At 64.1% G+C, this 237-nt stretch carries 1 protein-coding gene; it reads right to left on the reverse strand.

The annotated features are described in order from the left end of the window. Positions 1–237, reverse strand: a 237-nt coding sequence (locus tag AC0L20_RS41810) for an MFS transporter (protein WP_473295963.1), incomplete at both ends; no start/stop codon positions are given.

The following is a 237-nucleotide window of genomic DNA, read 5'->3' on the forward strand; positions in this document are numbered from 1 at the left end:
GCTTCGGTCAGCCCGAGGATAAACCGGCAAACCATGAACCCGACCGCCGAGGTGGCCAGGCCGTGGGCGCCGGTGGCCAGGCTCCACAGCAGCACCGCGCAGAAAAACACACGCTTGACGCCCACGCGGTCGATCAGGCGGCCCTGCAGCACGAAGCCGATGGCGTAGCCGACCTGGAACCAGAAGTTGATGTTGGCGTAGTCCATCGCCGTCCAGCTCATTTCCTTGGCCAGAATC

The organism is Bradyrhizobium sp. Kon58, assembly GCF_055807455.1.